At 45.8% G+C, this 12,039-nt stretch carries 10 protein-coding genes; 9 read left to right on the plus strand and 1 reads right to left on the minus strand.

The features are described 5' to 3' along the window. The first annotated feature begins 5 nt into the window (after positions 1-5). From MKY14_RS03330 to spoVM, 5 genes are all read left to right on the plus strand, one after another. Positions 6-779: a Stp1/IreP family PP2C-type Ser/Thr phosphatase gene (locus MKY14_RS03330; RefSeq protein WP_076129149.1), complete on the plus strand. Its 774-nt coding sequence runs from the start codon at positions 6-8 to the stop codon at positions 777-779. Then, entirely contained in the window at positions 779-3,025 is a 2,247-nt protein-coding gene (pknB, locus tag MKY14_RS03335) for a Stk1 family PASTA domain-containing Ser/Thr kinase (RefSeq protein ID WP_340975771.1), read from the plus strand. The genes MKY14_RS03330 and pknB overlap by 1 nt, the downstream gene beginning before the upstream one ends. Before the next feature lie 95 nt (positions 3,026-3,120). Continuing rightward, entirely contained in the window at positions 3,121-4,026 is a 906-nt protein-coding gene (gene rsgA, locus MKY14_RS03340) for a ribosome small subunit-dependent GTPase A (RefSeq protein ID WP_036686201.1), read from the plus strand. A 4-nt stretch (positions 4,027-4,030) separates the two neighbouring features. Further along, positions 4,031-4,696: a ribulose-phosphate 3-epimerase gene (rpe, locus tag MKY14_RS03345; RefSeq protein ID WP_076189881.1), complete on the plus strand. Its 666-nt coding sequence runs from the start codon at positions 4,031-4,033 to the stop codon at positions 4,694-4,696. Between the two features lie 177 nt (positions 4,697-4,873). After that, a complete protein-coding gene (gene spoVM, locus MKY14_RS03350; RefSeq protein WP_020431362.1) occupies positions 4,874-4,954 on the plus strand; it encodes a stage V sporulation protein SpoVM in 81 nt (26 codons plus the stop codon). 102 nt (positions 4,955-5,056) lie between these two features. Here the strand turns inward: spoVM and rpmB are convergent, their stop codons facing one another. Further along, positions 5,057-5,245: a 50S ribosomal protein L28 gene (gene rpmB, locus MKY14_RS03355; RefSeq protein WP_036686205.1), complete on the minus strand. Its 189-nt coding sequence runs from the start codon at positions 5,243-5,245 to the stop codon at positions 5,057-5,059. A gap of 190 nt (positions 5,246-5,435) precedes the next feature. Between rpmB and MKY14_RS03360 the strand changes: the two genes are divergently transcribed. From MKY14_RS03360 to MKY14_RS03375, 4 genes are all read left to right on the plus strand, one after another. Further along, a complete protein-coding gene (locus MKY14_RS03360) occupies positions 5,436-7,220 on the plus strand; it encodes a DAK2 domain-containing protein (RefSeq protein WP_340975775.1) in 1,785 nt (594 codons plus the stop codon). Between the two features lie 83 nt (positions 7,221-7,303). After that, the gene (locus MKY14_RS03365) at positions 7,304-8,167 is read left to right on the plus strand and encodes a DegV family protein (protein ID WP_076304166.1); all 864 of its coding nucleotides are present in this window, start codon (positions 7,304-7,306) and stop codon (positions 8,165-8,167) included. 9 nt (positions 8,168-8,176) lie between these two features. Next, a complete protein-coding gene (gene recG / locus MKY14_RS03370) occupies positions 8,177-10,228 on the plus strand; it encodes an ATP-dependent DNA helicase RecG (protein WP_076179558.1) in 2,052 nt (683 codons plus the stop codon). 66 nt (positions 10,229-10,294) lie between these two features. Further along, entirely contained in the window at positions 10,295-10,582 is a 288-nt protein-coding gene (locus MKY14_RS03375; RefSeq protein WP_036686212.1) for a stage VI sporulation protein F, read from the plus strand. Positions 10,583-12,039 lie beyond the last annotated feature (1,457 nt).

Raw genomic sequence — 12,039 nt, forward strand, 5'->3', positions numbered from 1 at the left:
GATATTTGATCAGAACAGTTCATGCCAGCGATATTGGCCGAGTGCGCTCTGTCAATGAGGATTCGGTCTGGATCGGCGCGACGCGCCACGGTTATACACTCGGCATAATTGCCGATGGGATGGGTGGACATCAGGCTGGTGAAACCGCAAGCAGGCTCGCTTTGGAGACAATGAGGAATAACCTGGACGGGTTAGAGCCTGAACTTCAAGACGAAGCTCTGCGTGATGCGTTGTCAGCTGCTATTTTGGAAGCTAACAGCACTGTGTTCAGGGAGGCTTCCGGTGACGATAAGTATCATAATATGGGTACTACTGTCGTTGCTGTTCTTTTGAATGGATCAAACGGATATATTGGCCATATCGGAGACAGCAGAGCCTATTTAATAAAAGACAGTGCGGCAGTTCAACTAACCGAGGATCATACGCTAGTCAATGAGCTGTTCAAGAACGGTCAGATCAGTGTGGAGGAATTGGATAATCATCCGCGTCGTAATGTGCTGACGAGGGCGCTTGGAACAGATGCTGAGGTTGAGGTTGATATGGCGCCTATAGCTCTGTTACCAGGGGAAATTTTGCTTCTATGCAGCGATGGTTTAAGCAACTTTGTCACAAATGAGCATTTAGGCAAAGTAGCAGGTATACATGAGATATCGTTAGAGGAAAGAGCGGACCGTTTACTTCAGCTGGCACTGCTCGCCGGCGGTGGCGATAATATTAGCGTCGCTTTGTTAGAACATCATGGAGAGGCCGCTGTGCCCGAAACAAAGGAGTGGGATTGATGATCGGTCACGAATTGGGCGGCCGTTACCAAGTCATCGAACGGATCGGCGGAGGTGGAATGGCGCTCGTCTATAGAGCACATGACATTCTTTTAAACCGAAATGTCGCCATCAAAGTATTGCGCAATCAGTTTGTGCATGACGAGGAATTTATTCGCCGTTTTAGGCGTGAGGCGCAGTCTGCCGCATCTTTGTCTCATCCGAATGTCGTCAGCATATACGATGTAGGACAAGAAGACGAAATTCATTACATTGTCATGGAGTATATTGAGGGTCAGAATCTTAATGAAATTATAAAAGAACGAGCGCCATTGCAGGTTGATGAATCCGTACGGATCGCTTCACAAATCTGTGATGCCCTAGATCATGCGCATCAGAATCAAATTATTCATCGTGATATAAAACCACATAATATCCTGATCGGACGCAATGGACGGGTGAAAGTAACCGATTTTGGGATTGCCCGCGCAGTTACGTCAACAACCATAACACAGACCGGTTCTGTGGTTGGTTCAGTACATTATTTCTCGCCAGAGCATGCCAAAGGTGTCTCTACAGGAGAAAAGTCTGACTTGTATTCATTAGGTATTGTACTTTATCAAATGCTTACTGGAAGCCTGCCCTTTTTGGGAGAGAGTCCGATTAGTGTAGCTTTAAAACATCTGCAAGAAGAGTTTGAAGAGCCAAAACTTCTGAATCCACTCATTCCGCAAAGCGTTGAGAATGTAATTCTGAGATCAATGCGTAAAAACCCGGAGGAGCGATACGACTCTGCCAAAGAAATGTTACAGGATTTGGAAACATGCTTATTGCCGGAGCGCCGCAGTGAGGCGAAGATTCTGTTCAACGATGAAGAAGATGAGGATCGTACGCGGGTTATCCCGGCGATAAAACCGATTCAAAGAAGCAATGGTAATCGTAATCATCGTGAGGAACGGATGGTTCGTGATGAAGATGATGAACCGGTGCCTTCAAGCAAAGGTAAAAAACAATGGGCAAAACCCACATTATGGATTGGGCTTACCTTACTGTTGCTATTGGCTATGGCCAGTCTCGTATGGTACGTTAAATCACAGCTAGTTGTTCCTGAGGTTTCCGTTCCTTATGTAGTAGGTAAACAGATAGAACAAGCACAAACTGAGCTTGAGGATTTGGGGCTTGAGGTTGCTGATCCTATTCTGTATGACTACAGTCCGAATTTTGAAGAGAATGTGGTCATTAAGCAGAGTAGGGAAAAGGATGCCAAAGTGAAAAAAGGAGCGTCCCTTATACTCACTGTGAATACGGCTAAGCCATTACCCAGGATGCCAGATGTAGTTAACAAGAGCTTTGATGATGCGGTTAAAGCATTGATGGCGCTGGGTGTAGCCCAGGACAGGATTGATAATAAACCTCTCTATGACGAAAATACAGATGAAGGTCTCATTGTAAAATCTGACCCTGCATTAAATGCTGAATTCGATCCTGAGACGGTTCAAATCACCCTTTACGTAAGTAAAGGAGAAGAAAGTGTACTGTTGCCAGATCTCATCGGTAAGACGGAGAGTGAGGCAAAGGCGCTGCTTGAAGGTGCCAAGCTTGTTCTTGGAGAAGTGAAGAAAGAATCCAGCTTCAGCATTGAAGAAGGTAAAGTAACAAAGACTTGGGCATTTGATAAAGGGACAGGTACTTCTGTTCCACCTGGAACAGCGATTACGATTTACTTAAGTACAGGTTATCCACCTGAAGCCCTGAATTATACCTTTAATGTGCCAGTCGCTCCTGCTCAGGATGGGAAAAAGAGCAAGATTCGTATCGAATTCGTGGATGCGCGCAATAATGGAGAGAAGCAGGATTGGGGAACACGTACCATTGGAAAGAGCCAAGTGTTATCCGTTAATCTAGTATTGGCTCCTAATAAAGATGGTTCGGTTATTGTTACCCGTGACGGTGTGCTTTTGGACACTTATGTCATTCCTTATATCGATGCGAAGAACGGAACCGTTCAGGAGCCTGAACCACCAGTTATAGCAACACCACAGCCAACTCCAACACCTTCTGCTGAACCTACGCCTACAATTGAACCTACGATTGAACCGGAGATCTTGCCGGGTTCAGGTTCAGAGAATGACGGAGGGAATAACGGGGCGGTGAATCAGACAGGGTTCGTAAACAATAGTTCTATAAATAGTGAATCGACTAATAATGGCAATAATAAGCACAACAATAAAGGCAAGGATAAATCTAAAGATAAAAACAACAACTAAACAGGGTTTAACCTGAACGGTTGCGTAGCGAAATGACCCGGGGATATCAGACTTGGGTCATTTTCGCAAAATCAGGAGAGGAAGGCTCACTATGTATGCCTGAAGGAATAATTGTTAAGGCGTTAAGCGGTTATTATTATGTGAAACCGCTCCGCGAAGGATTAATTGCGACTGAAGAGCATTCTGTTCAATGCAGAGGCCGAGGAATTCTCAAGAAAAAAGGGATCGCTCCGCTAGTTGGAGATCGGGTTATTTATATCCTTACTGAGCATGGAGAAGGAATGGTGGATGAACTTCTACCTAGAGAATCTGAACTGATTCGTCCACCTGTAGCGAATGTTAAGCTCGCAGTGCTTTTATTCTCCGTTCGGGAGCCCGATATGAACCTGAATCTGTTGGACAAGTTTCTAGTTCATATTGAGCATTCGGGTCTGGAACCCCTAATTGTTCTGACTAAACAGGATTTGGCGGATGATGATGGTGAAGCTACCCGTTATGTTAAAGAACTTTATGAGGATATCGGATATGAAGTGATGGTCACAAGTTCACTTACTGGTGCCGGAAGCGATGAGCTAAGACAAAGGCTTACTGGAGGCATCAGCGTATTTGCGGGTCAATCCGGGGTTGGTAAGTCCACCTTATTGAATCGTATTGTTCCAGGGCTTAAACTGGAGACTGGAGAGATCAGTTTACGATTGGGACGTGGTCGTCATACGACCCGTCATGTGGAGCTGATGGATATTGGTGGTGGAGGTTTTGTTGCAGATACCCCAGGTTTTAGTCAGCTTGATTTCTTGGAGCTTGGTGTAGAAGAGCTGTCCACTTGTTTTCGTGAATTTGCTCAATACGCATCCGATTGTAAGTTCCGGGGCTGCAGTCATCAGCATGAACCAGGCTGCCGTGTAATAGAGGCTTGGAAAGCAGGGAAAATTGCGGATAGTCGCTATGATCATTACAAACTGTTTTTTAATGAAATGAAAGATAAAAAGCGGAGGTACTAACATCATGATACGAATAGCACCATCTTTATTGTCGGCGGATTTCGCGCGTTTAGGTCCAGAAGTTGCAGAGGCGGAAGCCAGTGGTGGAGATTGGATACATGTGGATGTAATGGACGGTCATTTTGTGCCGAATATTACGTTGGGTCCACCTATTGTAAAAGCTGTATCGTTACATACCAAGCTGCCACTTGATGTTCACTTGATGATTGAGTCACCAGAACGTTATATCCCTGATTTTGCTGCAGCTGGTGCAAGTGTGATCACCGTTCACGCTGAGGCATGCGTTCATTTGCATCGTGTGGTTCATCAGATCAAGGAACTGGGGCTGAAGGCAAGTGTAGCAATTAATCCGGGTACTCCGGCATCAGCGGTGCGTGAGGTGCTGGAGGATGTGGATATGATTCTGGTGATGACCGTTAATCCAGGCTTTGGTGGTCAAGCATTCATTCCTAACACTTTGCGCAAAATCACTCAAATTCGAGAATGGGCGAATGAAGTGAATCCAGATTTATTGATCGAAGTAGATGGTGGAGTATCGGAAGATACAGCACCATTGGTTGTGGCAGCTGGAGCCGATGTTTTGGTAGCGGGGAATGCAGTTTTTGGCCGGAGTGATCGTGCTGCGGCGATCCAAGGAATTCGAGAAGCAGCCGAATCAGCACTGTGTTAAAAAATAGGCGATTGAGACTAGAGGTATAGGCCAAGTCCTCGGTGCATAAATATGGTTACATGAGCAGAAATCTCATGTAGCCTTTTTTTGTTTTGGCAGGGAGGACTGCAGTTCGTTTCCGTTATTGACAAGAGGAAAGTCTCCTGCGTACGGCATGAATTGATGGGAGGGTAAATCATGAAATTTTACACGTTTAAGCTGCCAAGGTTTTTGGGAGGTTTTGTTAAAGCAATATTGAACACATTTCAGAAGAGTTAAGCCTCTAACAGAAAAGAAAACATGAAAAAAAGCACCTTACAAATGTAAAGGGTGCTTTTTGCTTCATATAAGTTATCGTTCGGTCTTAAAAATTGCTAAAGACTAAACGCGTTCAACTTTACCGGCTTTCAAAGCACGGGTGCTGACGTACACGCGTTTTGGTTTACCGTTCACGAGGATACGGACCTTCTGAACGTTAACTCCCCAAGAACGACGGTTGCGGTTATTAGCGTGAGACACGTGGTTGCCGCTGCTCGGTTTCTTGCCTGTTACTGCACATTTGCGGGACATAGATTACACCTCCTTATTCCTAACACCTGCATAAACAATACTTATCTATAATATCACAGCAAATTTTGCTACGTCAACCGATTCAAAAACATTTATTTCTTTTAATACTTATAGTACAATGTAAATTAGTGCATTATGTCCTGTTAATCATAGAATGATTAGGCATGAAGTTAGGAAGGGGAATTCTCAATTGAGTAAGCGTTCTATAAACGGAACAGATTTTACCGCTATGGTATTGGCTGGAGCGGATAAGCTGCAACAGCATGCAGAACACGTCAATTCCCTAAATGTTTTTCCGGTCCCAGACGGAGATACCGGTACAAACATGAATTTGACGATGACCGCAGGTGCGAATGAATTAAAGAAAAATAACACCACTTCTGTGGGCCAATGTGCAGGTGTACTCTCCAAGGGCTTATTAATGGGAGCTCGCGGGAATTCCGGCGTTATTTTGTCCCAGTTATTCAGAGGGTTTAGCAGGTATGCGGCTCAACATGATGAGCTTAACACACAGCAGTTCGCTGCTGCGCTGCAAACCGGAGTGGACGCTGCGTATAAAGCAGTTGTAAAGCCTGTAGAGGGAACTATTCTTACTGTAGCTAAAGAGGCTGCAAGACATGCTGTTTATTATGCCCGCCGTACTACTGACGTTGTGGAGCTGATGACAGAGGTATTAGCCAAAGCAAAAGAAGCCTTAGCTTATACGCCTGAGCAATTACCTGTATTGAAGCAAGTCGGTGTTGTAGATTCTGGCGGTCAAGGTTTGGTCTACATTTATGAAGGGTTTCACCAGCATCTGACGAACGGAAGTACCGGTCTGTCTGAATCTGTGCAAGGACAAACCCACACACCAGTTGCACCAGCGCCTAAACCCGTGTTAACGAAACCTGAAAATGAACTGTTTTCTGTACAGTCTTCTGCGCAGTCACAGCTATCTACTGAAGATATAGAATTTCTATATGATATGGAGTTTTTCATTAATCGCCAGTTAGGCGCTAACGTGAGAACTAATTTTGATGAGGAAGCTTTTAGGAAAGCGTTGTCAGTTAATGGCGATTCCATTATTGTAATTTCGGATGATGAGACGATTAAAGTGCATGTGCATTCTAAGGCTCCAGGTGAAGTGATGAACTTGGCTCTTCTTTATGGGGAGATCACGCAGATTCACATTCTTAATATGCGAGAGCAGCATCGTGACCTGTTGACTGCGGGCATGGATATTGCACCAATGCCTGATGTGTTCGCTGATATGCCGAATGAGAAGAGCGCAGTGCAAATGTCTCCTGCTGAACCACCAGCTGATGATTTGGCACCTTACGGCTTCATCGCGGTATCTTCTGGCGCAGGTATTGCTAATATTTTCAAAAGCCTTGGAGTGGATGTAGTCCTTGCTGGTGGTCAAACAATGAATCCTAGCACGGAGGATTTCGTGAACGCGATTTCTTCTATATCTGCGAAGCATGTTTATATTTTGCCGAATAACTCGAACATTGTTCTTGCCGCTCAACAAGCTAAAGATCTTCTAGAAGGCGAACGTGAGATTACGGTGATTCCAAGTAAAAGTATTCCACAGGGAATAGCAGCAGCTTTTGCGTTCCAAGAGGAAGATGCTGTGGAGACTAATTCTGAGAATATGCTGGAAGCAATCTCTCATGTGAAATCCGGACAAGTAACGAACGCTGTGCGTGATACAAGCTTTGATGGGCTGGAGATTAAATCGGGCCAATTTATTGGGATTTCTAATTCTAAAATTGTTGCTGCGGCGGATGATCTTTTGGCTGCAAGTCAGGCGCTGTTATCCAACATGCTGGAGAATGGCGACGAAATCGTCACGATCCTTATTGGTGCAGAAACAGAATCCGAGGCTACTGATTCTTTGAGTGAGTGGCTGGAAGAGACTTATCCGAATGTGGAAGTTGAGATTCATGAGGGTGGCCAACCCCTGTATTATTATCTGTTCTCTGTAGAGCCATAGGTAGGAATTAATGGTTCTTTAACAATGGAGTAGAAATTTGCTATTGCGTAGTTGGCAAAATTATAGCTTGGGGGAGAAAATCCATGAATCGTACCATTATCGTCACCGACAGCACTTCAGATATCCCGCCAACAATGGCGGAAACGTACGGAATTGAGGTAGTACCGTTGACCTTAATGTTCGGCGAAGAGGCTTTTAGGGACAATCTGGATATGACTCCGGAGCAGTTCTATGAGCGTCTTCCCCGTACCTCACAGCTGCCGACTACTTCTCAACCCTCACCGGTTGAATATATGAATGTGTACCGCAGTATTCTGGAGCGTAACCCGGGCTGTTCTATCCTTTCCTTTCATATTTCTTCTGGACTGAGCGGGACTTATCAATCTGCATTGCTGGCTAAATCGATGCTGGAGGAAGAGGGAGAAGGAATCACTGTTGTGGATTCTCTCTCCGCTTCTTATGGTTTTGGATTTATGGTAGTGGAAGCTGCCAGAATGTCTGCTGAGGGCAAAGGACCTGAAGAGATACTTGAGGCTGTAGAAAGCCTACGTCAATCGCGTAAGCTTTACTTCTTAGTAGATACACTTGAATATTTACAAAAAGGCGGGAGAATTGGGAAAGCCTCCGCTATTCTGGGGACACTTCTGAATATTAAGCCGATCCTGTCCATTGATGCAGAAGGAATTATTTATGCGGTGGAGAAAGTTAGAGGCCGTAAGAAGGCTGTCGCCCGTATGATTGAACTGTTCAAGCGGGATCTGCAGGGTGTAAACAAAATCAATGTGGCCGTGGGTCATACGGCTGAACCGGCTTCTGGCGAGGAGTTCCTGAATGAGCTTGCAGGACACTTCACCTTGGAAGAAAAAGTGCTGACGAACGTCGGCCCTGTCGTGGGCAGCCATGTCGGTAACGGTACATTAGCTGTGTTCATTTGGCCTGCAAAATGAGGGATAAATATGACACTGGCATTAAATCAAATTGAAGTAAAAAACATAACTGGCGTGAGTGCTCAAAAGCAAAGCGAGCTTCACGCCTTTGGCGTCTTTACAGTAAAGGATTTATTAGAGTATTATCCGTTCCGCTACGAGGATTATCGGCCCCGCTCGCTTAGCGAGACTAAACACGGGGATAAAGTGACCGTTGAGGCAAAAGTGATCGGTATCCCTGTGCTGCAGCGCTTTGGCGGCAAGTCTCGTCTTAGCTGTAAGATGGTTGCAGAGCCCTGGATGTTCACAGCAACCTGGTTTAACCGCCATTACGTAAGAGAGCAACTCACTGTGGGACGGGAAATTGTGCTGACCGGCAAATGGGATCAGAAGCGCAATCAGATTACAGTGACTGATTATGAATTTCCGGATCGTGGTGAAGGGAAGACGGGAACACTGCAGCCAGTCTATTCAGTAGGTGGCAAGATCACGCAGTCGTGGATCAGGAAGGTTATTAATCAGGGACTTCAGCAGTATGGGGATCTGATTCCAGAAATTTTACCGCATTCTATTATGAGGGAATATGAGTTCATGCCGCGTAAACGGGCCATTGCCACAATTCATAGGCCTGAGGACACTCGTGAAGGGCAGCAGGGGCGCCGTAGGATGGTATATGAGGAACTATTCCTGTTCCAGTTGAAGATGCAAGCGTTCAGGGTTCTGAACCGCGGGCGAATGGATGGGGTAGTCCACACAGTGGATAACGCGACGGTACGCCAGTTCGTACGCAGTCTGCCCTTTGAGCTTACAGATGCGCAGAAACGTGTAGAGCTGGAGATTTTACATGATCTGCGTTCACCATATTGCATGAATCGTCTGCTGCAAGGAGATGTTGGCTCGGGTAAAACAGTGCTTGCGGCAGTGGCGCTTTTTGCTACGGTAAGATCTGGTTTTCAGGGCGCACTTATGGTGCCTACAGAGATTTTAGCAGAGCAGCATATGCGTTCACTTACCAGAATGTTTGAGCCGTTTGGGATTACTGTAGGACTCCTGACGGGCAGTGTGACTGGCCGAAAACGTAAAGAATTATTGGCCTCGTTGCAAATGGGGATGCTTGATATCGTGGTAGGAACACATGCTTTGATTCAGGAGGATGTATTTTTCCGTGATCTGGGACTTGTAGTAACTGACGAGCAGCATCGTTTTGGTGTGAATCAGCGTGGTGTATTGCGGCGTAAAGGATATAATCCGGATGTACTGACGATGACGGCGACGCCTATTCCTCGTACGCTAGCCATCTCTGTTTTTGGCGATATGGATGTATCCACTTTATCTGAGAGGCCGAAAGGCCGGGTGCCAATAACTAGCTACTGGGTAAAGCATGATCTCATGGATCGTGTGCTGAATCTGATTAAGCGTGAAATTGATCTCGGTCGTCAAGCTTATCTGATCTGTCCGCTTATTGAAGAGTCCGAGAAGCTGGATGTGCAGAATGCTATTGATTTGCATATTCAGATGAGCCAAGCTTTCCCTAGCTATAAAGTTGGGCTTTTACATGGTAAAATGACTCCCGCTGAAAAAGATGAAGTGATGCGGGCGTTTTATAACAATGAGCTACAGCTGCTTGTGTCCACTACGGTGGTGGAGGTGGGTGTAGACGTTCCTAATGCTACATTGATGATCATTATGGATGCGGATCGTTTTGGCCTGTCACAGCTGCACCAGCTGCGTGGACGGGTAGGAAGAGGGCAGCATGCCTCGTTTTGTGTGTTGGTAGCTGATCCAAAATCTGAAATCGGACGTGAGCGAATGACTGCCATGACCGATACGGATGACGGATTTGAGATTTCCAGAAGGGATTTGGAGCTGCGTGGTCCGGGGGACTTTTTTGGGACAAAGCAGAGTGGATTACCGGAGTTTCGGCTGGCAGATATGACGGCTGACTTTGAAATTCTCGAGCAGGCGCGGGATGATGTTGCAGAGCTGCTTAAGGATGAAGCCTTTTGGACATCACCTGAATATGCATCTCTTCGGCATTATTTACAGAGTGAACAGATCTTCCAAGGAGAATTAATTGACTAACTAGGCACATGTAGCACCGAAGGCTCATATACTGTGAAAGATTGGATATGACGGGAGGTGCTACACTTGGGTTATCAACAATTCGGAATTAGCCCTCAGTTGGTGGATCGCATCAAGCTGAAGATGAAAAACTCGACTGTGAAGGATCGTATCAAAAGTATGATTGAGGGCATCTCGAAACAGGAGCTGCAGGATCCTGCGGTTGTTCGCAGATTGGTACGAAAAGCGTCAGGTGTATTGAACGAGAAATTGACCTCGACACAGGAAGAACAAATTGTGAAGTTTATCATCGCGCAGAAAATCGATCCGAACAACACCTTTCATTTGATCCGCTTGTGGGGAATGTTCCGTTAAGTAGCGTATTAAATGAAAAGTAGGGGTTGTCCATAGATGTTTTTTTCATCGTATGTGACAGTCTGCAAGCAGCGATCCTCCTATTACTGGAGGATCGCTGCTTTGCTTTTTTGGCCGTAGTTACGGCAAGCTGCAATATGTCTCTATTCCGGACAACCGTTGCCTCCGAATCATAGTCATTCGTCGTCCGGTACCGCTGAATGATGTTCATCCATCGTTTAATGCCACCGAATCATGGTCAACCTTCGTCAGATGCCACTGAATCATAGTCAACAGTTGTCCAATACCGTAGAAATATGATCATTCGCTATCCGATCCCGCCGAATTATATCCATCCTACTACTAATACCAGCGAATCATAGTCATCCGCCGTCCGATCCCCCGAATCACATTCACCCGCCGTAAGATGTCGCCGAATCATGTTCATCCACTGTCCGATCCCGCCGAATCAAGTTCATCCACCGTCCGCTGACCCCGAATCAAGTTCATCCGCAAGTCGATCCCGCCGAATTATGTTCATCCGCTGAGGTATTCGGACTCCAATGACGTTATTTACAAATATATCGCCTTTGGAGCAAGGTTTCGGACTCCAGTGCAGTTATTCATAAGAAATAGACTCGTAGTTGGTGTTTTTTGTGCCAATTGGAGCTATGCGGTCCGATAGCATTCAAAATTCAGGATAATTCCGCGTATAAGGTCCGCTGTGTCCGATGCCACCGAATTCCATTCATCTGCCGTGGGGTACCGCTGAATTATGTTTATCCATCGTCTGATGCTACCGATTCATGTTCATATATAGTCTGATGCTACCGTATCAACTTCATCTGCTGTCGGGTACCACCGAATCTTGTTCATCCGCAAGTCGATCCCGCCGAATCATGATCATCCGCTGTGGCATTCAGACTCCAATGACGTTATTCGCAAATATATCGCCTTTGGAGCAAGGTTTCGGACTCCAGTGCAGTTATTCATAAGAAATAGACTCGTAGTTGGTGTTTTTGGTGCCAATTGGAGCTATGCGGTCCGATAGCATTCAAAATTCAGGATAATTCCGCGTATAAGGTCAGCTGTGTCCGATGCCACCGAATTTCATTCATCTGCCGTGGGGTACCGCTGAATTATATTTATCCATCGTCTGATGCTACCGAATCAAGTTCATCTGCTGTAGGGTACTACCGAATCTTGTTCATCCGCAAGTCGCTACCGCCGAATCATGATCATCCGCAAGTCGCTACCGCCGAATCATGATCATCCGCTGTGGCATTCGGACTCCAATGACGTTATTCACAAATATATCGCCTTTGGAGCAAGGTTTCGGACCCCAGTGCAGTTATTCATAAGAAATAAGCTCATAGTTGGCGTTTTTTGTGCCAATAGGAGCTATGGGTCCGATAGCATCCAAAATTCAGGATTATTTCGCGTATAAGGTCTCCTAAGTCCGATAGCTGCCTCAATCG

This window comes from Paenibacillus sp. FSL R5-0887 (assembly GCF_038002305.1).
In the GTDB taxonomy this organism is placed as follows: Bacteria; Bacillota; Bacilli; order Paenibacillales; family Paenibacillaceae; genus Paenibacillus_AQ; species Paenibacillus_AQ odorifer.

What these genes read in the sequence shown, in the direction of transcription:
- pknB (WP_340975771.1), top strand. Translation starts at nt 779, where the DNA reads ATGATCGGTCACGAATTGGGCGGCCGTTACCAAGTCATCGAACGGATC.
- rsgA (WP_036686201.1), top strand. Translation starts at nt 3,121, where the DNA reads ATGCCTGAAGGAATAATTGTTAAGGCGTTAAGCGGTTATTATTATGTG.
- rpe (WP_076189881.1), top strand. Translation starts at nt 4,031, where the DNA reads ATGATACGAATAGCACCATCTTTATTGTCGGCGGATTTCGCGCGTTTA.
- spoVM (WP_020431362.1), top strand. Translation starts at nt 4,874, where the DNA reads ATGAAATTTTACACGTTTAAGCTGCCAAGGTTTTTGGGAGGTTTTGTT.
- rpmB (WP_036686205.1), bottom strand. Translation starts at nt 5,245, where the DNA reads ATGTCCCGCAAATGTGCAGTAACAGGCAAGAAACCGAGCAGCGGCAAC.
- MKY14_RS03365 (WP_076304166.1), top strand. Translation starts at nt 7,304, where the DNA reads ATGAATCGTACCATTATCGTCACCGACAGCACTTCAGATATCCCGCCA.
- recG (WP_076179558.1), top strand. Translation starts at nt 8,177, where the DNA reads ATGACACTGGCATTAAATCAAATTGAAGTAAAAAACATAACTGGCGTG.